We start from the raw sequence: 21,860 nt of genomic DNA, 5'->3' as shown, positions 1-21,860 counted from the left end.
TTAAAGATAAAAACTGGAGGCGAGGGTGCCCATCAGTAGTGCCCAGCCGTCAATCAATACAAACAGCATGAGTTTGAATGGGAGTGAAATCAACATCGGGGATAACATCATCATCCCCATGGCCATCAGGACGCTGGCAACAACCAAATCAATGATCAAAAAAGGAATGAAAATTAAAAAACCAATTTGGAATGCCGTTTTCAGTTCACTGGTGACAAATGCGGGGAGCAATAAGCTGAATGGAACGTCTTCTGCAGATTGCAGCGGGGCGTATCCACCAATTTCAGCAAACAATGCAATGTCGGTTTCCCGCGTCTGTGCCAGCATAAAATCTCGAAAAGGTGCGCTTGCCGCGGTAATGGCTTCGGTAGGCTGCATTCCCCCATCCATGTATGGCTTCACGCCGTTTTCATAGGCACTGCCAAAAACCGGGTGCATGATAAAAATAGTCAGAAACAAAGCCAGCCCTAATAACACCTGATTGGATGGCGTGGATTGGACGCCGAGTGCCTGTCTTAGTATGGCCATAACAATAATGATGCGGGTGAATGATGTCATCATCATCAAACCGGCTGGCAACAGTGTCAGCACAGTCATTAAGGCCAGAATCTGTAATGTTAGCGAATAACTTTGGCCACCATTTTCATCAGTAGTTAGCGTCAATGCCGGTATCCCGGGGTCTGCGCTAGCGACAAACGGCATCAGTAACAGCCCCACTAGTAACCACAGCCGACTCATTTTTCTTGTCCAGGTTGCAGGTATTGGCGCAATTTGTCCGCAAAATTAGCGTTAATCGCAACGCCTTGCTTATCCATATTGAGTGGGGCAGACAGTGTCTGTAATAGGTTGACTTGCTGTGGTGTGACCCCAACCAGCAATTGATTTTCACCTACCTGCAAGAGTACAGCTTTTTCGCGAGGTCCTAATGCCACCGCAGCCACAACCCGAAATTGTTGTTGTCCACTGCCATGCCACTGCTGACTACGCTTTAATAGCCAAGCCATTCCCCAGATCAATAACAACACCAGTCCCAGTCCCAGTATTGTTTGCAACAGGTTGCCAGTATCGACGCCTGGATTGGCTTGCGTTAATGGTGCTGCTATTGCTGTCTGACTCAGGCTTAGCAAGAGGAGTACGATCCGGTATTTCATCGTAATTTTTTGATCCGCTCGGCAGCACTGATGACGTCGGTCAGCCGAATACCGAATTTGTCATTTACCACCACGACTTCACCGTGGGCAATTAAGGTGTCGTTTACTAACACATCCATCGGTTCTCCAGCCAACCGATCCAGTTCGACGACAGAACCTTGACTGAGCTGCAACAGATTGCGGATGCTGATTCGTGTGCGGCCAATTTCCATGGAAATGGTAACAGGAATATCCAGCACCATATCTAGATTGACATCGGCGCGGGTGTGTCCATTATCGCTCAATTTTTCCATCTTGGCCGTTTGTGCCAGTTGTTCAGCACTTTCTTCAGCAGCGGCTTGTTCGGCCAGCGCATCATCCCAGTCCGCATTGTCACTTTGTGTGTCATCTTGCTCTTCCAATGCGGCTGCCCATTCGTCAGCCAGATCCTGATCCGTTTGCTTGGTATCTTCACTCATGATTTTGTGACCTTTTTCATCGGGTATTGCGGTGTGTTTTCTTTAGGATGCTCGACAAATCCGGTTATTTTTAACGCGGCTTTATCGTTATGTTCGCCAAATTGAGTACGGAACATCGGCACGTCTTCAACCAGTGCAGTCACTTCTTTGGGCATCTCGATAGGAATGATGTCGCCTGCTTTGAGTTGACGAATTTGTCCAAGTGTTAACCGTGCTTTAGCCAGAATAGCTGATAATTGCACATCTGCCTGCATGAGCTCCTCACGCATGGATTTGCTCCAACGGCCATCATCGCCGCTGCGATCACTCTGGAGCCCGGTATCGAGTAACTCCCGAATCGGTTCCAGCATGGCGTAGGGCAACGTGACATGTAAATCACCGCCGCCGCCATCCAGCTCAATGTGGAAGGTTGAAATCACCACAACCTCACTGGGACTGACAATGTTGGCGAATTGTGGATTTACCTCGTGATTCAAAAATTCAAAAGAAACTGGCATGACCGGTGCCCAGGCTTCAGTCAGATCAGCAAAGCACAGATTGAGTACCATGCGAATCACGCGCAACTCTGTCGCGGTAAATTCACGGCCCTCGATACGCGCTGGAAATCGACCTTCTCCACCAAAGTAATTATCGAGTAACGTGAACACCAGTTTGGGTTCGAAAACAATCAGGCCAGTGCCACGGAGCGGTTGAAGATGAATCAAGTTCAGGCTGGTAGGCACAAACAACGTGTGAACATACTCTGAAAACTTCATTACTTGAACGCCACCGACCGATATTTCGGCTGAGCGACGTAACATATTGAAAAGGTTGATACGCAGATAACGGCCAAATCTTTCGTTGATCATTTCCAACGTGGGCATGCGGCCACGGATGATGCGCTCTTCATTGCCAAAGTCATAGCGGCGTGGATGGCCTCTATCATCTAACTCCGGCTGTTGCGTATCCAAATCACCGTCACCCAATCCATTAAGCAGGGCATCGACCTCATCCTGAGATAAAATATCGTGGACAGCCATGTTATTGCATCACCAGGCTAGTGAAGTAAACGGCTTCTATTCCATCCTGATTACCAGCAAGGTTGGCCAGTTGCTGGTTCACAACCTGTAATGTTTCAGTTTGCAAGGCACGTGTGCCTTCACTGGTATTCAGATCGTCATAATTTTGACTAAAAAATAACAGCAACAACTCATGAACGATAGCTGGCTCATGGGTTTTAAAGTCTGAGATTGCCTGTTGATTTCGCGCCATTATCTTCATTTTTATCTGTAAAAAGCGCACCGCGTTATTACTTTGTTTTGCAAAGTTAACAATGAAGGGGTCGGTGACCGCATGGTAAATGGGATCCGCTTTTTGTGTCTCAGCAACCGCTGTTTCATCCGAAGTGGCTTGATCTCCGGCCAACAACCAGAACGCTAAACCACCCACAATTAAGGCAACTAAGACGCCGACTGCTAACAGCAGAATCAAACGCTTTTTTTTGTTTTGCGCGGGTTGGATTTCAATATCGTCTTTTTTTTCTGCCATGTGTCAGATTCCTATACGCTGAACTCATTAAAGCAATAACTGTGCCTGCTACTGCCAGATAAACCGCGTAAAATAGATCTCCTGAAGGTTAGCGTTATTGAGTTCACTGACAAATATCTCATTTATCACATCAAAAGCTTCTGATTGGAGACTTTGCCGTCCTTCGATACTGCTGATTTTGGTCATGTCCTGATCTGAAAACAGTAAACGCAGACTGTCCTGAATCATCGGCAAGTGCGTGGCTGCATGCGCTATAATCTCGGGGTCGTCCGATTTTAAGGCAACTTTAATTTGTAAGTATTTTGCCTGTTGTTCACTTTGCCTGAGAAAGTTGATGGTGAAAGGATCTTCAATTTCATAATAAGGCGTTACTGAAATCGCTTGCTCGGCGGCGATCACCGGAAACGTACTGACAAGAAAGATTCCCCAAATCACGAAACGGCGTCTCATCGCTTGCTATACTCCTGTCAGCTGGGTGGGCAAAGCCCGATTATGACAAGCTTAAAACCACGATGAAAGGGGGCATTTTGCCAACATCCAATAAGCAACAAGCCGATAGTCCATCAATTTCATGGGCTGATAAATGTTTTCGTCAGTTGCAAATGTGCTTACCACAGCACACTTTATCGAAATTGATGCATCGATTATGTCGTTGTCGCTGGCCGTGGTTAAAAAATGCGTTGATTCGATTCGTTGTGCGTCAATATGATGTTGATATGCGTGAAGCTGCTGAGCCCGACGTAACACAGTATGAACATTTCAATGCCTTTTTTACCCGGGAACTCAAACCTGAGATAAGACCTCTTGCCAGCTCGCAGTTGGTGTCACCAGTTGACGGTGCGATCAGTCAAATTGGTCCGATAACGGGACAGACCTTGGTTCAAGCGAAAGGGCGAGATTACTCTTTAAAGACTTTGTTAGCAGGACAGTACGCTGAGACTGAAATATTTGAGGGCGGACAGTTTGCAACAATCTATTTATCGCCCCGAGATTATCACCGTATTCACATGCCCTGCCGAGGCCAGCTTCAGAAAATGCGCTATGTGCCTGGTCAGTTATTTTCCGTAAATCCGAGTACGGTTAGAAGCGTGCCGGATTTGTTTGCTCGTAATGAACGACTGATTTGTTGGTTTGAGACAGACTTTGGACCAATGGCACTGATTCTAGTGGGCGCTATTTTTGTTGGCAGTATGCAAACCGTTTGGGAGTCCGGTGAGATTACGCCGCCTTATGGCAAAAAGGTAAGGAATTGGTTGTATGACACTTCAGTGTTTAGCTTCGAAAAAGGGGCGGAGATGGGACGGTTTAATATGGGCTCAACAGTTATCTTGCTGTTGCCCAAAACGGCGCCAGTCTGGTTACCGCAACTGGTTGCTTCGCAGTCACTTCGGTTAGGGGATGCACTGACTGAGTAAAGCAAATAAAAAAGCCGGCAAAGCCGGCTTTTTTGATGCGCTAAATTCAGGTGATCAGATATTGTTGCGCCAGGTATGGCAATCGTTATCCTGAAGTTGTTTAACACCCTCAGGGCCCCAAGTACCAGCTTCATAGGTATCAACTTGCGATTTATCTTTAGCCCATTTTTCCAAAATTGGATCAACGACCTGCCAAGCCAGATTAACCTCATCAGAACGAAGAAACAGGGAGCGATCACCTTGGATAGCATCCAGAATCAGCGCTTCATAAGCATCCAGTTTATGCTTATTGTCATCGCTTTCGACCGTTTCCAATGCGACCGTATGGTTTTTTAGTTCCAGTCCAGGCTGTTTGGCTTGTAATTCAATACGTAGCGTATTGTCTGGCTGTAAGCCCATGACAATCCAGTTGGCATGACTATCACCAATTTTGGTGTCACGGAACAATTCTTGAGGTGGTTTTTTGAAGCGAATGGCAATCATTGCTTTTGATTCTGGCATGCATTTACCGGTTCGCAGATAAAACGGCACATCGCGCCACCGCCAATTATCAATATAAATTTTCATGGCAGCATAGGTTTCAGTGACACTGTCATTGGGCACATCTTCGTCGTCCAGGTAGCCCTCGACGGTCTGACCATTCACTTGTCCTGCCGCATATTGACCACGATAAGCATGTTGATCGACGATATCTTCCGTAATGGGGCGAATCGCTTTCAACACTTTCACTTTTTCGTCACGTAATGATTCATCATCCAGATCAGCTGGCGGCTCCATTGCGACTAACGCCATCACTTGTAACAAGTGACTCTGAATCATATCGCGTAATGCGCCAGAGGTATCATAATAGCCGGCACGACCGCCAACGCCTTGCTGCTCAGCGTGGGTGATCTGAACGTGATCGATATAGTTGCGATTCCACAAAGGCTCCAGCAACAAATTCGCAAAACGGAAGACAAAAATATTCTGAACGGTGCCTTTACCCAAATAGTGATCGATACGATACGTTTGATGTTCAGTGAAATTACGGCGCAGGGTGTCTTCGAGTTCAGCAGCGCTTTTTTGGTCGTAGCCAAACGGTTTTTCAACAACCAGATGACGCCAGCCTTTGTCTTCTTTGTTTAGCCTGACCGCAGATAATTGATCACCGACGACACCAAACAGCGATGGGCTGATTGACAGGTAGAAAACGATATTTTCAGGAAAACCATTGGCGGAATCATTGAGGGTATCCGCTAAGACCTGATAACTTGCCGTATCGTTGATATCGTTTTGAAAATAACTAACACGAGCAAGAAAGCGGTCTAATAAACTGTTGTCAACACCGCCACGGGCTTTGGCAGAAATATAGTCAGTGACTTTGGCGTGCCAATCCTGTTGGGTGCTTTCTCTGCGCCCCATACAAACAATTTTGGTTTCTGGTGTGAGCCGATTTTCGGCATCAAGGTGATACAACGCCGGCAGTAATTTTTTTTGTGACAAATCGCCAGTGGCGCCAAAAATAATGATGGTACAAGGTTGCATGTTTTCTCCCGTTGCAGGCTGTGACAGTGCTCTTGAGCGTATATAATTGAGAGATTGTACAATTTTGGAGTCAAACGTGCGAAAAATTCTGTTTGCCAGTAGTGAAGTCGCCCCACTTGTCAAAACGGGGGGATTGGCAGACGTCTCAGCCAGCTTGCCAGCGGCGCTGGCTGAAAATCACCAAGATGTCCGTATTATTATGCCTGCCTATCGCAGTGCAGTAAGTCAGCTAAAAAAGGCTGAAACCGTCGCAGAAATAAATGTGAATGGCTATGGTGAACCTGTCCGGATTTTACAGGCGACCTTGCCCGGTACTTCGGTATGTTTTTGGTTAGTTGACGCGCCCGACTTTTTTGATAGGGATGGCGGCCCCTACGGCAATCGTGATGGCGACTGGCCGGACAATCCGGCTCGATTTACGTTGTTTTGTCGTGTGGTTGTAGCGATTGCCTTAAATCAGGCCGGCTTGCATTGGCAGCCCGATATTGTGCATTGTCATGACTGGCAAACAGGCCTGATTCCGGCACTGCTGAGCTTGCAGTCGCAACGCCCTAAAACGGTATTTACCATTCATAATCTGGCTTATCAGGGCATTTTTGATCGGCAGGTTTTTGACCGGCTGGATTTACCTGATGTGCTGTGGCGAATGGAAGGGCTCGAATACTGGGGGCAGTGGTCGTTTATGAAAGGCGGACTGGCGTATGCAGATCAGTTGACCACGGTCAGCCCTACTTATGCACAGGAAATTTGTACGCCTGAATTTGGCTATGGTCTGGCTGGCCTGTTGGCTTGGCGCTATGAGCAGGGTGAATTGACCGGGATTGTCAATGGTATTGATACGGAGCAGTGGAATCCGGCGACGGACAGTGCGATTAATCAACCTTATTCTGCTGCGAAAATCCGTCTTAAAGCGGCCAACAAATCAGCACTCCAACAAGATTGCGGATTGCCAGTATCGCCAAAGACCTTGCTGATAGGCCTTATTAGTCGTCTGGTAGAGCAAAAAGGAATTGATCACTCGATTGCCGCGATCCGGACACTATTGGAAGAACAAGCGGATATACAGCTGGTTTGTCTGGGCGCAGGGCAACCAGAATTGGAATTTGCATTGCAGGAATTACGAGCGCACTATCCGGATAAGGTTGCTTTGCAGATTGGTTATAACGAAGCGTTAGCACATCAGATAGAAGCCGGTGCGGATGCGTTTTTGATGCCATCACGGTTTGAGCCATGTGGCCTGAATCAGCTATACAGTCTGCGCTATGGTACGCTACCAATAGTGAGAAAAACGGGTGGCTTGGCCGATACGGTCATTGATGCCAGTGACGAAAATCGAAAAAATCATACCGCCACCGGGTTTGTTTTTGCTGGTACGACGGTATCAGACCTTACCGCAACGTTGCGCAGGGTGATGGATCTCTATGACCATCCGCGACTGTGGCGTCGTGTCATGCTAACCGCCATGTTACAAGATGTGAGCTGGGCGAGCAGTGCCGCGCAATACGTCAACCTCTATCAAAAAATCAATTAATAAAGGCTGAATTGATGGAAAGCCAATTTTCGCGAGGCGAGTCCTTAAACTTGCTTGAAGATGCTGATTTACGTCGTCACGTCCGCTTTCTGGGCGATTTGCTTGGCGAGGTTATCGTAGAACGTTCTGGACAAGCGGTATTCGAGACAGTAGAACAACTCCGTAAAGGCTTTATTCGACTTCGCAAGCAAGATGATCCGCTGCTACGTAACCAATTGATGGCGCAGTTAGGTGAGCTGGATCCTCTCACAGTTCGTGAAGTTATTCGGGCGTTTAACTTATATTTTAGTTTGGTTAATACGGCTGAAGAGGCCTTTCATCATCATAATCGGATGTTGCAGCTCCGTAATGGCGGTAACTTGTGGCATGGCTCTTATCATGACACGTTAACCCAGCTAAAGGCTGAAGGCGTGACACTCACGCAACTGCAAGCGATGCTGGATCAGTTAGTTTATATGCCCGTTTTTACAGCACATCCGACCGAATCAAAGCGTCGGACAGTGATGGAAATTCTGCGTCGCGTGTTTTTGCTGGATGAACAACTCACCAGCCCGGATTTAACGTCTTACGACGAACAACAGATTCGGCGCCAGTTAAAACAGCAGATCCAGTTACTATGGGCAACCGATGAGGTTCGTGCAGTTAAACCTACCGTGCGCGATGAAGTGAAAAACGGACTCTATTACTTTAATGTCAGTTTGTTTGACGCGGTGCCACGTAGTTATCGAAATCTGGAGAATGCTATCCGTCGTGTCTACGCAGACGAAGTTGACGCGGGCACGCCGTTTCATATTCCCCATTATATTCAGTTTGGTTCGTGGATCGGCGGTGATAGGGATGGCAATCCTTATGTCACGGCCCAGACCACTGAAATGGCTGTCATGTTGCAAAAAAGGGCGATACTGCGCCGTTATCTGGATGACGTTACCAAGTTAATGTTTTCATTGACGCAGTCACAACCACTGTGTGCGGTCAGTAACGAATTTGCGGCCGATCTGGCTGATAGCGAACAGAGATTTGGCAGTGCTTTTAATACCAATGCGCAGCGTTTTATCAATGAGCCTTACCGTCGTAAGCTATATATGATGCGACATCGGCTGGAAGATAACCTGAGGCTGTTGCAGCACTATTTTCGTCCAGAACAGCAAGTTTCTTCACTCGGGACTGCCTACGAAAATGAGCAGGCGTTTTTGGCAGATCTGAAGTTGCTGAAACAGTCATTGCAAGCTAATGGCGATACGATGATCGCCGCCACGGATCTGACCGACTTGATCCGGCTTACCGAGACTTTTGGTTTTTATCTGTATCATCTGGATGTGCGCCAAGAGTCGACAAGACATACGCAAGCAGTAGCCGAGGTGTTGGCAAATACAGGCTTATGTCGAGATTATGAGGCATTGTCTGAGGCGCAGCGAATGACCATGTTGTCGGAACTCATCGACCAGCAACAATTACCGGAAATTTATGGGGATTTGCAGCCAGAAACTGACGAAGTATTGGCGGTGATGCGATTGATGGCGAGATTACGTCATGACGTCAGTGATAAAGCCTTTGGGCATTACGTGATTTCAATGACTCATGCGGCCAGTCATATATTGGAAGTCATGCTTTTGGCACGATTTGCGGGACTGGTTGGTGAAAATGAGCAAGGTCAATATTGTCATATTTACATTGCACCGTTGTTTGAGACAGTTGTTGACCTTGCTCATATTGAACCGGTGATGACGGCATTGTTCGAGAATCCGGTTTACCGCAACCGGTTGATGCTGAGTGGTAACCGTCAGGAAATCATGCTGGGCTATTCCGATTCCTGTAAGGATGGCGGGATTCTAGCCTCTGTCTGGCACTTGTATCAGGCACAACAAAAAGTCGGTGAGTTGTCGAAAAAGTATGGCATTGCCTGTCGTATGTTTCACGGGCGAGGTGGTACCGTCGGTCGTGGTGGAGGCCCGACACATGACGCGATTCTGGCGCAGCCACCGGGCACAGTTCAGGGACAAATTAAATTCACTGAACAGGGCGAGGTGTTGTCTTTCAAATATGGTAATACGGAAACGGCCGCCTATGAGCTGGGTATGGGCGTCTCTGCCTTGCTTAAAGCAAGTCGAAGCCTTGTCACGCAGGCAAAAAGTGAACCTGCAGCATATCATGACGTTATGCGCGAACTGGCAAGCCTTGGCGAGCAACAATATCGTCAGTTGACGGAACAGACACCGTATTTTCTGGATTACTTTTACGAAGCTTGCCCAATTACCGAAATCGGCTTAATGAATATTGGTTCAAGACCGTCTCATCGCAAGGCGGGCGATAGATCAAAATCCTCTGTACGCGCAATTGGCTGGGTGTTTGCGTGGGCACAATCGCGACACACGTTACCTGCCTGGTACGGCATTGGTACAGCGATTAGTCAATGGCTTCAGGCTCACCCCGAGGCGCAGCAAACATTGCAGCAGATGAGTCGCGATTGGCCTTTTTTCAAAGCCTTACTGAGTAATACGCAAATGTCCTTGGCAAAGGCCGATATGGGCATCGCACAGCAATATGCCATGCTCTGTGAACAATCATTGCCAGCACTCGACGTGTTGTCCATTATTCGAAATGAATATGAACAAACCATTAATCAGGTTTTATCACTGGTTGAGGCTGACAAGCTGATGGTAGAAAATCCGGTTTTGGCATTGTCATTACGACGTCGCAGCCCGTATCTGGACCCGCTCAATCATATTCAGGTCATGTTGTTACGACGGTATCGATTGGCGGAGACAGATGGTCAAGACATGGCTGTGCTCAGAGATACATTGCTGCGGACGATTAGTGCCATTTCACAAGGAATGCGGAATACCGGCTAAAACAACCCAAACTTTTGGCTCGCTGGTCGAACAAAAACAAGGCCCGAAATTAACCTTGGCGCTCTTTTTTAGCTATATAGCGTGGCTTGTTTTTCGGCTTTGAGAAGGCTTTGTTGCTTTTACTTTTCGGCGCAAGGCCTTTACGTTTTCGAATAGGTAATTTGCCACCAACATGGTGTTCAATTCGTTGCAGATTTTTATGGTCATGCGGTTCCACCAAGTTGATGGCGAGGCCATATTTGTCGGCACGGCCTGTACGCCCAATGCGATGGATATAGGCATCACCTCGAAATGGCACATCATAATTGATGACGTGACTGATATCGGCTACATCCAGACCGCGCGCCGCGACATCCGTGGCAACCGTAACCCGGATTTGACCGCTTCGAAACTTGCGAATTCGTTCCCGCCGCACGGATTGGTCAAAATCGCCATGCAATAACTGCGCAGAGATATTCTGGGATTGTAAAAAGTCACAAACTGACTCAGCACGTATTTTTTTATTACAAAAGACTAGGGCTCTTGTGCAATCCTCCTGAGCCAGAAATGACAACAAAATTGCTTGCTTATGTTCCTGATTGTCGCAGAGATAGACTTCTTGCGTGACATTTTGAGCCTGCTGATTGGCCGCCTGTAAAAGAATTTCTTGTGGGTCTTTTAATAAGGACTCTGCAAACAAGCGAACCCCACTGCCAGCGAGTGTGGCGGAAAATAATCCGGCCTGAAATGGGTGACCTATTTTGGCGAGACTATGCAGGACATCCGGTCCCTGTCCCATATCCAACATGCGATCAGCCTCATCAATGACGACCATTTCAATGCCAGTCAAATCAATGGAATGACTATTGACCAGACTTAAGATTCGGCCTGGTGTGGCAATAATAATATCGGCGCCAGCTGTCTCTGCATGCTGCACTTGCGCCCAAGGTGAGGCGCCACCGGTCAACATCGTAATGATGGGTTTGAATGCACTGCCAAGTTGGTGAAAGACATGTTGAATTTGGAAGGCTAATTCACGTGTTGGTGCAAAAATCAAAAATTGCGCCTTGCCACTGGTATTAGGCTCATCCATCAATTTCTGCAAAATGGGTAGCACAAAGGCCGCTGTTTTTCCCGTACCTGTCGCCGCACAGGCTAAAACATCCTGCCCGGATAGCAGAGCTGGTATGGCTGTTTGTTGCACCATCGTTGCATGAGTGAAACCTTGGCGCTGGAGTGCATCCAGCAGGGCATCATCTAGGAATAAATCATCAAATTGCATTTCTATCACTTCAAATGGCAAGGCTGTGTAGCCGACCGGAAAGGCATCTTAACAGGACGGCAATAAAAAATCTCAGGTTGTCAGAACCAGTAAACAGCCCAAGATCATGATAGTGCAAGCAACTAACCTTCTTGCTAAATGTTGTTCTTGAAAGAGACGATAACCAAGAAACACCTGCAACATCATGCTTAACTGAAATAATGCCAACGCGTAGGCGATTAGCATGCCTTCAAGCAGCATCATGGTGGTCATTTGCATTATAAAAATCAGCACACCTAACCCGATAAAATCAGGATATCGCGAGGCATGCGCTTGCCAGACTACGGGAAATGATTGTTGTCGGAATAGCCTATAGGCCAGCCCTGCCAGCGGTAAACCAAATAAACACCAGAATAACGTGGTTGCTAATGGACCGCCGATAATGACCGCATTTTTTAATGGCAGCGTGCCGATTGAAAAGAGCAAGATCGACAAAAAACGTAATTGCACACCACGTTTGATTAAGAGTTCTAACAAACGATTTCTGCCACCATTTTGGGGTGGAAACAGCATCACGCTGCCGAGCAGAATGATAAAGATGCCAGTCCCGCCTTGCCAGCTCGGCACTTCACCAAGGAATATCAACGCGAGCAGGGCGGAGAAGACAACTTTATAGGCATTAAGCGGACCAAAAACAGAGAGATCGGTTTTCGAAAGTGACATTACCAGTAATAGCGTACCTGCCATATCAAGCGATGCTGCAAGTACGATATTTACCCAGAATGCGGATCTCAGCGCGTCAAAATTGAGCAGACTCAACAGTGGCAGACTGATGAGCGTTAAAACCAGATAGGCACCAAGCGTGATATACAAAGGCGACAAGCCACGATGGCCCATTTTCTTTTGAAAAACATTTGCTGATACGGACGCCAGCATCCGGAATACCAACCAGACTAATTCCATAGACTATGGCGTATCGTCGATCAGATCGTACTGATTGTTTTCATTAACTTGATAGTGGCTAAAGGCCGACCCATTACCCGTCTTATCAAATTGGAAAACGGTAAACGGATCTTTGCGTTTTCCCATTTCCATGCCCGGCGTGCCGACTGGCATATGCGGTACAGATAAACCGTGAATGTTTTCCGGTTTATGAGTCACAAGCGTCTTGATATCTTCAGCAGGAACGTGCCCTTCAATCACATATCCCTCAACGACCGCTGTGTGGCAGGAGGCCATGTTGGTTGGCAGGCCAAGTTCGCGTTTTACCATAGCCATTTGCGGATGGATGCGATCGGTAATTTCGAATTGATGTGTTTCGAGATGTTTAATCCAGGCATGACAACACTGACAATGTGCATCACGGTAAACGGTGATATGAACTGGGTTTTGCAGGGTTGTTTGGATTTTATCCCATTCACTACTTAAGGCCGAAGGGGGAATCAGCAGTATGAAAAAAGCCTTGCTGAGGAGAAAATTACGGATATTCAATAAAAACATCAGGATCGTCTGTCTGTGACTCTACATAATCAAGTGCGGCGAGAACGGATTTTTCCTTATCCGCCGGATAAGTCTGCGGCAGCACTCGAATTGCCGCTGGGGCCTGCTGGAAAGCAAACTGACTGGCATTATCGGCGATGGCAGGATTAACCCAAAGCGTTGTTTCTGACGTGATGTTGTCAGAAAATTGTTGTAGGCCTTCCAGGGTTAGAATAATACCGATCATTCGTTTACTGACAGGTAAGCATCTTCGGAAATGTCAGTCCACGTTTTGTCTTGATCTCGAAAAGTCTTGTAGGCGTCATACACTGTTTTGAATTTCGGATTCGCAGCAGCTTCTTCCATGAGGGTTTCTTGGGTGAGTTGTTTGAGATGTTGCATGACATCATCAGGAAAAGCCCGAATATCCACGCCGCGTTCACGAAGCTCTGCCAACGCAACCGCATTCAAATATTCCATCTCGGAAGCCATTCGCAGGTTTTCAGCCATGGCCGCTTGCTCAACCATTTTTTGTAAATCTGGTGGTAGGGTTGCCCAGGCACGGCTATTGATGCTTAATTCAAGCACCGCGCCTGGCTCATGCCAGCCAGGGTAGTAATAGTAATCTGCTGCTCGATAAAGACCTAGCCGTTGATCGTGATATGGGCTTACCCACTCGGTAGCATCGATAGTATTTCGTTCAAGCGCCGTGTAGACTTCGCTCGCCGCCAATAAAACCGGATTACCACCTGCTTTCGCAAAAACCTTGCCACCCAGTCCCGGTATGCGCATTTTTAAGCCATTCAAATCCGCAACAGAGTGAATCGGTTCATTAAACCAGCCACCCATTTGGATGCCAGTATTGCCTAGCGGAAAGGGTTTGACATGATAGGGTGCATAGACCTTATTCCAAAGTTCCAGCCCGCCGCCTGAGTAAAGCCATGCATTCATACCGCGTGGGTTCATGCCAAAAGGAACGGTGGAAAAAAATTGTGCTTCCGGCACTTTTCCCGCCCAGTAATAGGCACTGCCATGGCCCATTTCAACGGTGCCTTGGGAAACGGCATCAAAGGTTTGCAAAGCGGGTATCAATTCGCCCCCAGCGAACACTTTGACCTGCAGTCGACCATTAGACATTTCTGCCAAACTTTCTGCAAATCGCTCAGCACCTTCTTGAAGTACGGGAAAACCTGGCGGCCACGTTGTGACCATTTTCCAGCGGTAAACCTTAGTTAGATCAATACTGCCATCTTCATTAACGGCGTCAGGCGGTTCGCAAGCTGTCAGTAACAAAAAGGCAAGCGGCATTGCCAGCCATTTCAGCGAGATACATTTCATTCTCGGTTTCTCCGCTATCAAAGCGTTTCCAGATTGGCGTAAGCAAGTACCAGCCACTTACTACCTGCCTGTTTAAAATTAACCTGAACACGGGCGTGAGTGCCACTACCTTCAGTATCCAGAATCACACCGGGCCCAAATTTTTGATGCATCACTTGTTGGCCAGGATGATAGCCATTTTCACTGACGGTTTGCTGTCGGCTCGTCAGGCCAGATAAATGCCCAGCAGGTTGCCGTGACCGAATTTCATGACAATGTTCAACCGGTACTTCTGCCAGAAAACGCGATGGTCGAGGATGCATTTCTTGACCATAAAGGTACCGTGATTCGGTATGCATGAGATATAACGTTTTTCTGGCCCGCGTCATGCCAACATAGCAGAGGCGACGTTCTTCAGCGAGACGCATTGGATCCTCGGCTGATTTTTGTCCAGGAAATAAGCCTTCTTCCATACCAACCATGAAGACAACGGGAAATTCCAGTCCTTTCGCCGAATGTAAGGTCATCAGTTGGACACAATCTTGCCATGCGCCGGCTTGCATTTCACCGGCTTCAAGCGCGGCATGCGCCAAAAAGGCATCTAAAAGCGGCATGTCCTCTTCTGTATCGGCACGCATAAATTCGCGTGTCGCATTGATAAGTTCGTCCAGATTTTCGAGCCGACCCTGACCTTTTTCCGATTTATCTTTACTGTAAAACGCCTTCAAACCACTTTCATCAATAACCAGTTGTGTCAGCTCATGTAATGCCATGCTGTCATCAATGGGGGTTAGCGAGTCAATTAAGGTCAAAAAACCTGATAATGCATTCGCTGCTCTGGCGGCTAAGCTATTTTGTTCAACCATATCGGTGGCGGTTTGCCACAAGGTTTGATCGGTTTCTCTGGCGATTTGGCGTAGTTGGGTTAGAGTTGCAGCACCAATACCGCGTGTGGGGGTATTGACGACGCGTTCAAAAGCGGCATCATCACGTCGGTTTGCAATCAGACGGAGATAAGCCAGCACGTCCTTGATTTCGGCGCGTTCAAAGAAACGCAGTCCGCCATAAACCCGATAGGGCATGGCAGCTTGCATTAAGGCTTCTTCAATGACACGCGATTGTGCATTCGAACGATACAGCACCGCACATTGACTGCGTTCGCCACCTTGGTTCACCCATTGCTGAACCATTTGTACTAGGTATTGGGCTTCATCGCGTTCATTAAAAGCCTGATAAATCTGCACCGGATCACCATCATCATCCGCAGTCCACAGCTGTTTGCCCAGACGTTCACTATTATTGGCGATGACCGCATTGGCGGCTGCCAGAATATTGCCGGTAGAGCGATAGTTCTGCTCCAGACGAACGGTATTGGCCTGAGGATAATCTTGATGAAATTTCTGAATATTTTCGATTTTGGCGCCACGCCAGCCATAGATGGACTGATCATCATCGCCGACGATAAATAAATGGCCTTGCTCACCAGCCAGTAAACGAAGCCAGGCATACTGGATAGTATTGGTATCCTGAAACTCATCAACCAGAATGGAAGAAAAACGTTGCTGATAGTGGGCAAGAATGTCAGTACGTTTCAACCATAACTCATGACATCGCAGCAATAACTCGCCAAAATCAACGACTCCCGCTCGTTCACAGGCTTGTTCATATGCCTGATAAATTTGCTGCATGGTTTTAGAGTAGGGATCGTTGCCGACCTGGATGTTTGCAGCACGAAGGCCTTCATCCTTTTGTGCATTAATAAACCATTGCGCTTGCTTGGCTGGCCACTGTGCTTCATCTAGATTTAAACTCCGAATCAGCCGTTTTAACAAGCGCTGCTGATCATCGCTATCAAGAATTTGAAAGCTTTGCGGCAAATTGACATCTTGCCAATGCAGGCGCAGTAAGCGGTGTGCTAGCCCATGAAAGGTGCCAACCCACATACCGCCTATGGGATAACCCAGCATCTCCTCAATACGGCCACGCATTTCGGCAGCTGCTTTGTTGGTAAAGGTGACGGCGAGAATGTTTGCCGATGATAACCCTTCGGCTTGGATCAACCACGCGATGCGATGAACTAATACCCTCGTTTTACCACTGCCCGCACCAGCCAAAATTCGAGCATGACCAAGTGGTGCGGCCACTGCGTCACGTTGCGGTTTATTCAGATCGTTTAAAAGTTCGGATACATCCATCAGGCAGCGGTTTGCTTATCTGCAAAGAGAAGGGCTAATAAAAAAACATCCCCGCTGAGTGCGGGGATAGTTTAGGTCAGTATCGTGAAGACGTTGCAATCAGATGTTACTGTCAAGAAAAGCGGCGAGCTGAGATTTGGTCAGTGCGCCTACTTTTGTTGCTTCAACTTCACCATCTTTGAACAGCATCAGGGTAGGGATACCACGAATACCATAGCGCGGTGGGGTGTCAGGGTTTTCATCAATGTTCAGTTTGCAAACACGCAGTTTGCCTTCGTACTCTGAGCTGATCTCTTCCAGTACCGGCGCAATCATTTTGCATGGACCACACCATTCGGCCCAGTAATCAACCAGCACAGGTAATTCTGACTGCAGTACCTGACTGTCAAAGTCGCTATCGGTCACATTCGTGACGTTCTTGCTCATGTTGTATCTCCAGTGGTAACTAATGTATGAGGCCGCTATACTCGCAGACCATCAGTACAAGACATTTTTTCTTATCAGTTCAGGTAATGCAAGTATTTATATGAGTGCCCACCTCACCGACACCGCCTTTTCAACACTCTCCCTTCATGAGAACCTGCAGCGTGGACTGGCTGACGCCGGATTTGCTTTTTGCACTCCGATACAAGCGCAGACCTTACCACTACTATTACTTAACAAGGATGTTGCTGGACAGGCGCAAACCGGAACAGGCAAAACCATTGCTTTTTTGCTGGCAACTTTTCAGCGACTATTATCCCAACCAGCACAAATCGATCCGCAGCAACCGCGCGCACTGATTTTAGCGCCAACGCGTGAATTGGCGATTCAAATTGCGAAAGATGCCGCTTTATTGAATAAGTATGCCAATTTACGTATTGCTTTGGCGCATGGGGGTAAGGATTACCAAAAACAACGCGATGCCATCGCCGCAGGCTGTGACATGCTGATTGGGACGCCGGGACGGTTATTGGACTATCACAAACAACGGGTTTTTGATTTGCGGCAAATTCAGGCGGTGGTGCTGGATGAAGCGGACCGTATGTTTGATCTCGGGTTTATCAAAGATGTGCGTTACTTTCTGCGCCGGATTCCCAAGCCAAGTAAACGGCTTGGCATGTTGTTCTCTGCGACGCTCAGCTACAAAGTGCTGGAGTTGGCCTATGAGCACATGAATAATCCGGAAAAAGTACAAATTGCGCCCGAAAAAGTAGCCGCAGATCGCATTGAAGAAACGGTTTACTATCCGGCAAATGACGAAAAAATTCCTTTGTTACTGGCGTTAATCAAGCGTATCAATCCCTTACGCAGTATTGTGTTTGTCAATACCAAACACACTGCTGATCTGGTCTGGGGATTTCTGGAAGGTAACGGACATAAAGCCGCGTTGTTATCAGGAGACGTGCCACAAAAAAAGCGTGAACGATTGCTTACACACTTTCAGGATGGCGAGTTTCCATTTTTAGTTGCAACCGATGTCGCCGCGCGGGGGCTACATATTCCGGAAGTCAGTCACGTTTTTAATTACGATTTACCTCAGGACAGTGAGGATTATGTTCACCGTATTGGACGAACCGCCAGAGCAGGGGCTAGTGGCACGGCAATAAGCTTTGCCTGCGAAGAGTATGTCTTTTCATTGCCGGATATTGAGCGCTACATCAAACACAAAATTCCGGTGTCATCAGCCTCTGACGAACAATTGGCGACGCCTGCGCCAGCAGTCAAGCCTGAACGCAAATCAGCCCCTAAGCTTAAAACCGGCTCATCAGATAAGACAAGAAACGCGACACGCCGGCCGCGCTCACGGCGAAAACCAAAGCAATCGGTAAGTAAACCGGATGCAAATCAGTCCTAATCAATTGCCGGTCATACCGGCAAAACAGACGTTACCGCCGTCACAACCGGGGAATGCAACGTCATTTGGACAAACGCCAGCCCAACCCACCTTATTAACGCGGCCTAGCCAGCAGGTATTTGGCTCCAGCGAGCTGCACGATGTTCAACAAGCGCGAATTGTCAGGACCCTCGCGCAACTGGACAAATCCAGTTATTTTTCAACCCAGTCAAAGCCGTTACCGGCGCCCGTACAGGCCTATCTGCAAATTGCCAATTTGAGCGAAAACACTGCCAAGACAGGATTAATTGATGAAAGGGTTTAGTTTGGTGTTGATGATTTTTTGCCTGACCGCTTGTGGCAGCGCCAAGCCACCGAAATCGATAAATCAGTTTGGCAAAAGCACCATAGATGAAATCATCGAATTACATCAGCAACGTGTGATTCAGGATTTAAAAACGCTGACCTTGAAACTCTATCGCCGTAATCCTAATGAGCGGCATGATCGCGGCAAGCGGACCTTAGAAGAGAGTGTGGCACGATTGTTTAACTATCCAGCGTTGGCTGGCTTTAGTAAATGGAAAAACACCAAACCGACCGATATTTTGCGTGATGCACTCAGCCCCGAGTATGAAGGGGATCGCGTGCTGGCCTTTACGGTTGGTATGCGCCGGATGTTGATGGCTTCCTATGACTACAAAACGGATTTTTACTATCTGACCGAAATTGATGCTCAAAAACTCTATAACAGTGCCCGTAACATCGAAATTGCTGCCTGGCTATTGGCGACCCGCCGCGATCATCAGGGTAACCGGGTTCTCCTCAGTGACAGCACTGCGGCTCTGGAACAAAACCTGAGTTTTCAACGCCTGATTGGCGGCATGATCACAACACAGGAAAATTTGTCGCAAATCATTGCGACAAGGCAAGGGCGGATGGTTAAAACGGTCGTTATTCAAGCAGCCTCAATGGCTTTTTTACCGATCTAATTTGCCGGCGGCCTGTTTCACTAACCAGTTTTTAATTGGCGGGCATTGGTTTAATAAATGCAGCCCCGATGCTCTTAACTGATTAAATAGGGGGGGGCGAAACCCAAAAACGTGATGTAGCCCCGTCAAACTATGTTGCATGACGAGATTTTCTGCCCGACGGGCGCGCTGATAACGTCGTAGAACGTTTACGTCTGCAAAATGACGTTGTCGATGGGTGGCCTCGCTGACAACTTTAGTCAGAGCAGCAACATCTTGAAAACCCAGGTTAACGCCTTGCCCAGCAAGCGGATGCACACCGTGCGCTGCATCACCTATCAATGCTATCCCTGGTTTGACGTAATGATCAGCATGATGAGATTGCAACGGAAATGCCGCACGGGCGGACAATAACTGCAGTTCACCCAAATCCATATTGGCAATCTCGTGGAGGCGTTGTATGAACGCGGCAGGAGAACAGGTAGATAATTCCTGGCAGGTTGCCACAGGCAAACTCCAGACAATGGCTGATTGGTGCGGATCAGCCAAAGGCAGAAATGCAACGGGCCCGCCGTCAACAAATCGCTGTCTAGCACAGTTCAAGTGTGGTTTTTCCGAATGAATAATGGCAACCAAACCGTGCTGTTGATAACGTAGCGTTTGTCGATGAATACCAGCCCATTGGCGAATCGCGGAGTGTTGGCCATCTGCACCAATAATTAATTTGGCTGAGAGAGATTGTTTATCAGATAGCGTGACCGTCTGCCCCGATAGTGCCGTCACGGTGGCTGGAGAAAGCACCTGAATATGAGAAAATTGCGAGATAAGCTCTGTGGCAGCCCATTGTAAATGGCAGTTTTCGACAATATAGCCTAGCGCAGTCTGTCCTGTTTCAGCCGCATCAAATTGTAGGCTCGCGTGCTGATCAAAAATGGTCATCGTGTCGAAATGGCCAATTCGGTTTGTATGAAGTTGCTGCCAAACACCTAATTTCGATAACAACGCTCGACTTGCGCTATTAAGCGCACTCACTCTGAGCTCTGTTGGCTGATTTACGGTAAACTCGGTTACCGGATCACTTTCTAAAAGCGTGATGGACAACTGGGTTTGTTGTGCTAAAGCCAATGCTTGAACGGTGCCAACCATACCGCCACCCACAATTAAAATATCGGTATGGCGTGCCATCAGGGTTGTCCTCGAACCAAACGGCTTTGGCGACCACAAAAGCCCATAAAATGTTGGGCAAGTTGATTTTTGAGTGGTGGTAGGCAATCCAACATGGCTAACCCTGCTGCACGACCGTGCCCTAATAAGGTTTGGTCATTACTGAACAAACGAACCAGGCCGTCAGTGTAGTTCACAATCCTGTTGCGCTCAGGTTGCTGCCAGTCACGATAATCTTGTAAGCAACGTTGGTGACCGCAGTCCGCGGTATGTTTCTTCACAACTTCCGCGAGTACGGCGGCATCTCGTAAGCCCAAATTAAAGCCTTGACCTGCGATGGGATGCAGGCTTTGGGCAGCATTGCCGATGAGAATAACGCGCGGCGGCTCAGTTTGCGAAGTCTGTTTTAAAGTAAGTGGATAGTGATGTCGTTGCCCGGTACGTTGAAAATAACCCAACCGAAATCCGAAACGTTCCTGTAATCGCGACAAAAAGACCTGATCAGGCAAATTGAGCAGCGCCTGTTCCTCACCTGTTTTCACTGTCCATATCAGGCTACAACGATTTTCAGACAGTGGAAGCAGTGCCAGCGGGCCGGTATCGGTAAATCGTTCAAAAGCACGATTTTGATGCGCGCGTTGCGGGGTAACATTCGTGGTAATAGCGGTTTGGTGATAATGCTGTTGTTGTGACGTGAGGTGCAGTAACGAGCTGATCGTGGAATTTTGACCATCAGCAGCGACCAGCAGTCGGCTGTGCAATACTTGCCCGTCTTCTAAGGTTACGGCAACGTAATCCGTCTGTGGCATAACAGCTTTAACGGTGTGTGGTGAGAACGATTTAATTCGTGGCTGGCTTGATAGAGCAGTATTAAGTTGCTGGCCAAGTTGCTTAGCTGTCAAAACCTGACCCAGAGCGGGGACATTGGCATCGACAGCACGCAGCCGGGTCACGCCAAAATGTCCCCGATCTGAAATATGAATCTGTTCGATAGCCGTCGCAAAAGCAGATAAATCAGACCATAAGCCGAGCTGTTGAAAAATCAACACTGAGCTGTAGGAAAGCGCAATGCCTCGGTCATCATAATTAGGCTGCGCATTGGTTTCGATTGGACTGGCTTCAATCAAGCCGACGCGGAGCTGGCTGTCTTTTAACGCTAACGCTAAGCTGCTGCCAACCAGGCCAGCCCCGACAATCAATAAGTCAAAATCAACCGTTGTCATCTA

The 21,860-nt window shown here is 47.8% G+C and carries 22 protein-coding genes; 6 read left to right on the top strand and 16 right to left on the bottom strand.

The annotated features are described in order from the left end of the window. The 6 genes from fliP to Q7C_RS05980 are packed head-to-tail and all read right to left on the bottom strand — an operon-like array spanning position 1 to position 3,586. A complete protein-coding gene (fliP, locus tag Q7C_RS06005) occupies positions 1-738 on the bottom strand; it encodes a flagellar type III secretion system pore protein FliP (RefSeq protein ID WP_014703827.1) in 738 nt (245 codons plus the stop codon). Beyond that, positions 735-1,151, bottom strand: a complete 417-nt coding sequence (gene fliO / locus Q7C_RS06000; protein WP_041366597.1) for a flagellar biosynthetic protein FliO — start codon at positions 1,149-1,151, stop codon at positions 735-737. The genes fliP and fliO overlap by 4 nt, the downstream gene beginning before the upstream one ends. Next, positions 1,148-1,609, bottom strand: coding sequence for a flagellar motor switch protein FliN (gene fliN / locus Q7C_RS05995; RefSeq protein ID WP_014703825.1), 462 nt, complete (start codon positions 1,607-1,609; stop codon positions 1,148-1,150). The genes fliO and fliN overlap by 4 nt, the downstream gene beginning before the upstream one ends. Continuing rightward, the gene (gene fliM, locus Q7C_RS05990; RefSeq protein ID WP_014703824.1) at positions 1,606-2,628 is read right to left on the bottom strand and encodes a flagellar motor switch protein FliM; all 1,023 of its coding nucleotides are present in this window, start codon (positions 2,626-2,628) and stop codon (positions 1,606-1,608) included. Before fliM ends, fliN begins: the two co-directional genes overlap by 4 nt. Before the next feature lies 1 nt (position 2,629). Continuing rightward, positions 2,630-3,136, bottom strand: coding sequence for a flagellar basal body-associated FliL family protein (locus Q7C_RS05985; protein WP_014703823.1), 507 nt, complete (start codon positions 3,134-3,136; stop codon positions 2,630-2,632). Positions 3,137-3,184: 48 nt separating this feature from the next. Next, positions 3,185-3,586 carry a flagellar basal body-associated FliL family protein gene (locus Q7C_RS05980; protein WP_014703822.1) on the bottom strand — a complete coding sequence of 134 codons (402 nt, stop codon included), beginning with the start codon at positions 3,584-3,586 and terminating at the stop codon, positions 3,185-3,187. A 77-nt stretch (positions 3,587-3,663) separates the two neighbouring features. On the opposite strand from Q7C_RS05980, the gene asd reads away from it, so the two are divergent. Next, complete coding sequence (gene asd / locus Q7C_RS05975; RefSeq protein ID WP_238532350.1) at positions 3,664-4,551, top strand: archaetidylserine decarboxylase; 888 nt, start codon at positions 3,664-3,666, stop codon at positions 4,549-4,551. Positions 4,552-4,605: 54 nt separating this feature from the next. Here the strand turns inward: asd and zwf are convergent, their stop codons facing one another. After that, positions 4,606-6,075, bottom strand: coding sequence for a glucose-6-phosphate dehydrogenase (gene zwf, locus Q7C_RS05970; protein ID WP_014703820.1), 1,470 nt, complete (start codon positions 6,073-6,075; stop codon positions 4,606-4,608). Between the two features lie 76 nt (positions 6,076-6,151). On the opposite strand from zwf, the gene glgA reads away from it, so the two are divergent. Beyond that, entirely contained in the window at positions 6,152-7,606 is a 1,455-nt protein-coding gene (gene glgA, locus Q7C_RS05965; protein WP_014703819.1) for a glycogen synthase GlgA, read from the top strand. A 14-nt stretch (positions 7,607-7,620) separates the two neighbouring features. After that, the gene (ppc, locus tag Q7C_RS05960) at positions 7,621-10,455 is read left to right on the top strand and encodes a phosphoenolpyruvate carboxylase (protein ID WP_014703818.1); all 2,835 of its coding nucleotides are present in this window, start codon (positions 7,621-7,623) and stop codon (positions 10,453-10,455) included. A gap of 49 nt (positions 10,456-10,504) precedes the next feature. Here ppc and Q7C_RS05955 read toward each other — a convergent pair whose 3' ends face one another. The 7 genes from Q7C_RS05955 to trxA all read right to left on the bottom strand — a co-directional run bounded on the left by Q7C_RS05955 (position 10,505) and on the right by trxA (position 17,112). Then, positions 10,505-11,716 carry a DEAD/DEAH box helicase gene (locus Q7C_RS05955; RefSeq protein ID WP_041366595.1) on the bottom strand — a complete coding sequence of 404 codons (1,212 nt, stop codon included), beginning with the start codon at positions 11,714-11,716 and terminating at the stop codon, positions 10,505-10,507. Between the two features lie 72 nt (positions 11,717-11,788). Then, entirely contained in the window at positions 11,789-12,658 is an 870-nt protein-coding gene (locus Q7C_RS05950; protein ID WP_041366593.1) for an EamA family transporter, read from the bottom strand. A gap of 3 nt (positions 12,659-12,661) precedes the next feature. Beyond that, the gene (locus Q7C_RS05945) at positions 12,662-13,195 is read right to left on the bottom strand and encodes a DUF411 domain-containing protein (RefSeq protein ID WP_014703815.1); all 534 of its coding nucleotides are present in this window, start codon (positions 13,193-13,195) and stop codon (positions 12,662-12,664) included. Then, positions 13,173-13,421, bottom strand: a complete 249-nt coding sequence (locus Q7C_RS05940) for a hypothetical protein (RefSeq protein ID WP_014703814.1) — start codon at positions 13,419-13,421, stop codon at positions 13,173-13,175. The genes Q7C_RS05945 and Q7C_RS05940 overlap by 23 nt, the downstream gene beginning before the upstream one ends. Beyond that, entirely contained in the window at positions 13,418-14,512 is a 1,095-nt protein-coding gene (locus Q7C_RS05935) for a TRAP transporter substrate-binding protein (RefSeq protein ID WP_014703813.1), read from the bottom strand. Before Q7C_RS05935 ends, Q7C_RS05940 begins: the two co-directional genes overlap by 4 nt. A gap of 17 nt (positions 14,513-14,529) precedes the next feature. Next, entirely contained in the window at positions 14,530-16,686 is a 2,157-nt protein-coding gene (uvrD, locus tag Q7C_RS05930) for a DNA helicase II (protein WP_014703812.1), read from the bottom strand. Positions 16,687-16,785: 99 nt separating this feature from the next. Beyond that, positions 16,786-17,112, bottom strand: coding sequence for a thioredoxin TrxA (gene trxA / locus Q7C_RS05925; protein WP_014703811.1), 327 nt, complete (start codon positions 17,110-17,112; stop codon positions 16,786-16,788). Between the two features lie 100 nt (positions 17,113-17,212). Between trxA and rhlB the strand changes: the two genes are divergently transcribed. The 3 genes from rhlB to Q7C_RS05910 are packed head-to-tail and all read left to right on the top strand — an operon-like array spanning position 17,213 to position 19,491. Next, entirely contained in the window at positions 17,213-18,523 is a 1,311-nt protein-coding gene (gene rhlB / locus Q7C_RS05920; protein WP_041366951.1) for an ATP-dependent RNA helicase RhlB, read from the top strand. Beyond that, entirely contained in the window at positions 18,507-18,827 is a 321-nt protein-coding gene (locus tag Q7C_RS05915) for a hypothetical protein (RefSeq protein ID WP_014703809.1), read from the top strand. The genes rhlB and Q7C_RS05915 overlap by 17 nt, the downstream gene beginning before the upstream one ends. Further along, positions 18,814-19,491 (top strand): hypothetical protein, encoded by a 678-nt coding sequence (locus Q7C_RS05910; RefSeq protein WP_014703808.1) that lies wholly within the window; start codon positions 18,814-18,816, stop codon positions 19,489-19,491. Before Q7C_RS05915 ends, Q7C_RS05910 begins: the two co-directional genes overlap by 14 nt. Here Q7C_RS05910 and Q7C_RS05905 read toward each other — a convergent pair. Together Q7C_RS05905 and ubiH are read right to left on the bottom strand one after the other, a co-directional pair. Beyond that, positions 19,480-20,655: a UbiH/UbiF/VisC/COQ6 family ubiquinone biosynthesis hydroxylase gene (locus Q7C_RS05905; RefSeq protein ID WP_014703807.1), complete on the bottom strand. Its 1,176-nt coding sequence runs from the start codon at positions 20,653-20,655 to the stop codon at positions 19,480-19,482. The two genes, Q7C_RS05910 and Q7C_RS05905, sit on opposite strands and share 12 nt — an antisense overlap. Beyond that, on the bottom strand, positions 20,655-21,857 hold the full coding sequence (gene ubiH / locus Q7C_RS05900; RefSeq protein WP_014703806.1) for a 2-octaprenyl-6-methoxyphenyl hydroxylase: 1,203 nt from the start codon (positions 21,855-21,857) through the stop codon (positions 20,655-20,657). The genes Q7C_RS05905 and ubiH overlap by 1 nt, the downstream gene beginning before the upstream one ends. Positions 21,858-21,860 lie beyond the last annotated feature (3 nt).

The sequence above is a fragment of the Methylophaga frappieri genome (assembly GCF_000260965.1).
Lineage (GTDB): Bacteria > Pseudomonadota > Gammaproteobacteria > Nitrosococcales > Methylophagaceae > Methylophaga > Methylophaga frappieri.
Note: the sequence above shows the minus strand (reverse complement) of the source record. Positions and strands in the feature narration are given on the sequence as shown.

Excerpts from the sequence above, each read along its gene's own strand:
- fliP (WP_014703827.1), bottom strand. The coding sequence starts at position 738 with ATGAGTCGGCTGTGGTTACTAGTGGGGCTGTTACTGATGCCGTTTGTC.
- fliO (WP_041366597.1), bottom strand. The coding sequence starts at position 1,151 with ATGAAATACCGGATCGTACTCCTCTTGCTAAGCCTGAGTCAGACAGCA.
- fliN (WP_014703825.1), bottom strand. The coding sequence starts at position 1,609 with ATGAGTGAAGATACCAAGCAAACGGATCAGGATCTGGCTGACGAATGG.
- fliM (WP_014703824.1), bottom strand. The coding sequence starts at position 2,628 with ATGGCTGTCCACGATATTTTATCTCAGGATGAGGTCGATGCCCTGCTT.
- Q7C_RS05985 (WP_014703823.1), bottom strand. The coding sequence starts at position 3,136 with ATGGCAGAAAAAAAAGACGATATTGAAATCCAACCCGCGCAAAACAAA.
- Q7C_RS05980 (WP_014703822.1), bottom strand. The coding sequence starts at position 3,586 with ATGAGACGCCGTTTCGTGATTTGGGGAATCTTTCTTGTCAGTACGTTT.
- zwf (WP_014703820.1), bottom strand. The coding sequence starts at position 6,075 with ATGCAACCTTGTACCATCATTATTTTTGGCGCCACTGGCGATTTGTCA.
- ppc (WP_014703818.1), top strand. The coding sequence starts at position 7,621 with ATGGAAAGCCAATTTTCGCGAGGCGAGTCCTTAAACTTGCTTGAAGAT.
- Q7C_RS05955 (WP_041366595.1), bottom strand. The coding sequence starts at position 11,716 with ATGCAATTTGATGATTTATTCCTAGATGATGCCCTGCTGGATGCACTC.
- Q7C_RS05950 (WP_041366593.1), bottom strand. The coding sequence starts at position 12,658 with ATGGAATTAGTCTGGTTGGTATTCCGGATGCTGGCGTCCGTATCAGCA.
- Q7C_RS05945 (WP_014703815.1), bottom strand. The coding sequence starts at position 13,195 with ATGTTTTTATTGAATATCCGTAATTTTCTCCTCAGCAAGGCTTTTTTC.
- Q7C_RS05940 (WP_014703814.1), bottom strand. The coding sequence starts at position 13,421 with ATGATCGGTATTATTCTAACCCTGGAAGGCCTACAACAATTTTCTGAC.
- Q7C_RS05935 (WP_014703813.1), bottom strand. The coding sequence starts at position 14,512 with ATGAAATGTATCTCGCTGAAATGGCTGGCAATGCCGCTTGCCTTTTTG.
- uvrD (WP_014703812.1), bottom strand. The coding sequence starts at position 16,686 with ATGGATGTATCCGAACTTTTAAACGATCTGAATAAACCGCAACGTGAC.
- trxA (WP_014703811.1), bottom strand. The coding sequence starts at position 17,112 with ATGAGCAAGAACGTCACGAATGTGACCGATAGCGACTTTGACAGTCAG.
- rhlB (WP_041366951.1), top strand. The coding sequence starts at position 17,213 with ATGAGTGCCCACCTCACCGACACCGCCTTTTCAACACTCTCCCTTCAT.
- Q7C_RS05915 (WP_014703809.1), top strand. The coding sequence starts at position 18,507 with ATGCAAATCAGTCCTAATCAATTGCCGGTCATACCGGCAAAACAGACG.
- Q7C_RS05910 (WP_014703808.1), top strand. The coding sequence starts at position 18,814 with ATGAAAGGGTTTAGTTTGGTGTTGATGATTTTTTGCCTGACCGCTTGT.
- Q7C_RS05905 (WP_014703807.1), bottom strand. The coding sequence starts at position 20,655 with ATGGCACGCCATACCGATATTTTAATTGTGGGTGGCGGTATGGTTGGC.
- ubiH (WP_014703806.1), bottom strand. The coding sequence starts at position 21,857 with ATGACAACGGTTGATTTTGACTTATTGATTGTCGGGGCTGGCCTGGTT.